Source organism: Chromobacterium aquaticum, assembly GCF_021129195.1.
GTDB lineage: Bacteria > Pseudomonadota > Gammaproteobacteria > Burkholderiales > Chromobacteriaceae > Chromobacterium > Chromobacterium aquaticum.
This window is the reverse complement of record NZ_JAJOHW010000252.1, coordinates 1-1,939: the sequence shown is the minus strand read 5'-3', so window position 1 is coordinate 1,939 and position 1,939 is coordinate 1. Positions and strand designations below refer to the sequence as shown.

General features: G+C 62.0%; 3 protein-coding genes. All 3 read right to left on the bottom strand.

Annotation, left to right across the window (positions count from 1 at the left end; genetic code table 11):
- On the bottom strand, positions 1-236 hold a 236-nt coding region (locus tag LQT98_RS23535; RefSeq protein WP_048411937.1), incomplete at its 3' end, for a hypothetical protein.
- A 71-nt stretch (positions 237-307) separates the two neighbouring features.
- Positions 308-928, bottom strand: a complete 621-nt coding sequence (udk, locus tag LQT98_RS23530) for a uridine kinase (RefSeq protein ID WP_048411938.1) — start codon at positions 926-928, stop codon at positions 308-310.
- A 92-nt stretch (positions 929-1,020) separates the two neighbouring features.
- Positions 1,021-1,656, bottom strand: a complete 636-nt coding sequence (locus LQT98_RS23525) for a glutathione S-transferase family protein (protein WP_048411939.1) — start codon at positions 1,654-1,656, stop codon at positions 1,021-1,023.
- Between the last annotated feature and the right edge of the window lie 283 nt (positions 1,657-1,939).

The following is a 1,939-nucleotide window of genomic DNA, read 5'->3' as shown; positions in this document are numbered from 1 at the left end:
CGCGGCTCTTTGTTATTCACGTCGCCAAAAACCGCCGGCTCGTCGTCGGCCGCGGCTTGCGGCTGCGGCGGGTAGGCGTCCGCCTCGTGCCAATTCAGATCCAGCTCCAGATCCAGTTCGGCCAGCATGGCCTGGCGTCCGGCCTGGCGCTGTCCGGAGCGGCTGCGCGCGTGGGCGCCGCCTTTTTTCATGATGGGCGCGCAAGCGTGTGGGTTGCGCGGTTTGATCGTGTGCATGGAATGCTCCTGTGCGTGGCGCCCGCTGGAAGAGCGGGCGGAAGACGGCGGCGTGGATGCCGCCGCGTGAATCAATTATGTACCATCAGGCTCGCCACCTTGGTGGTGATGATGTCCACTGCCGGATCGTTGGCGCCATGCGGCAGGATCACGTCGGCGAAACGCTTGGTCGGCTCGATGAACTGGTTGTGCATCGGGCGCACCGTGGTCAGATATTGTTCGATCACGCTGTCGGTGGTGCGGCCGCGCTCGGTGATGTCGCGCTTGAGACGACGGATGAAGCGCACGTCGGAATCGGTGTCGACGAAGATCTTCAAGGACATCATGTCGCGCAACGCGGCGTCGTACAGCGGGAACAGGCCTTCGATGACGATGACCGGCGCCGGCTGCACGGTGATGGTTTCCTCGGCGCGGGTGTGGTTGGCGAAGTCGTAGACCGGCATTTCGATGGCGCGGCCATTGCGGAGGTCATCGATGTGCTCGATCAGCAGCGGCCAGTCGAAAGCCTGCGGGTGGTCGTAGTTGGTCGCCAGGCGTTGTTCGAAGGTCAGATGGCTCTGGTCGCGGTAGTAAAAGTCTTGAATGATCACAGCCGCCATCTCGGAGCCAATGGTTTCCAGAACTTGGTTGGTCACCGTGGTTTTGCCGCTGCCGCTGCCGCCTGCAACGCCGATGATGAACGGGGTGGTCATGAAACTATCCTTCTACGCGTAAAAAATATAAAAAAACGCGCCATTCTAATGAGTTATGGCGCGTCCTTCCACTCTAATTGCGACATTATCCGTTATGAAGCGCGCTGACCTTCCGCCTGAGCGGCGCGATACCACTCCCGCATCGCCGGCAAAGCCAGCAGGCGGTCGACATAAGCCTGCGATTGTTCTGGCAATTTGACGTTGTAAGTGTGGAAGCGGGTGGCGATGGGCGCGAAGAAGGCATCAACGATGCTGAAGCCGCCGAAGATGAATTCGCCGTCTGCCTGGTGACGCGGCAGATGCTCTTCCCACAGCGAGATGATGCGGGCGATGTCGAACTCCACCGCTGGCGTGCTCTGGTAATTGATGTGGCGCAGCGTCAGATTCATCGCCAGGTGTTCGCGTAGCGCGGAGAAGCCGGAATGGATTTCGGCGACGATGGAGCGGGCGACCGCGCGCAGTCCGGCGTCGTCCGGCCATAGTTTGGCGGCGGGAAAGCATTCCGCCAGGTATTCGCAGATCGCCAGCGAGTCCCAGACCCGCAGCTTGCGGTCTATCAGCACCGGCACCTTGCCGGCCGGATTGGCGGCCAGGATGCGCGCCTTGGTGTCGGACAGGTAGAGATCGATCTGCTGCTCTTCAAACGGCTCGTCCAGCATTTTCAGCACCAGCCAGGGGCGCAAGGACCAGGATGAGTAGTTTTTATTGCCGATGATGAGGGTGAACATCCAGTGACTCCGTTCGGTTGGGGAGGCTGCCGACGGGCTGTCGCAGCCTGAACCCGATGATACCGCCATCGGCCTGGGTTTTCCTATGCGGATATCAAAGCTTGTGCGCGGCGTCGACTACACTGAGCTGTGGCGGGAGCCGGCGAGAATCGGCGCGGGGGGAAACGGAGGCGGGCGATGAGGGGCATGGAAATCTGGCTGGGCGCGATGGCTTTCGGGCTGGCTGCCATGGTTGCGGCGCAGCCGCCGACGCAGGCGGAGCGCGCCGCCGCGGCGCAGGCCA

Bases quoted from the DNA above. Each gene is read 5' to 3' on its own strand.
- LQT98_RS23525 (WP_048411939.1), bottom strand. From the start codon at position 1,656: ATGTTCACCCTCATCATCGGCAATAAAAACTACTCATCCTGGTCCTTG.
- udk (WP_048411938.1), bottom strand. From the start codon at position 928: ATGACCACCCCGTTCATCATCGGCGTTGCAGGCGGCAGCGGCAGCGGC.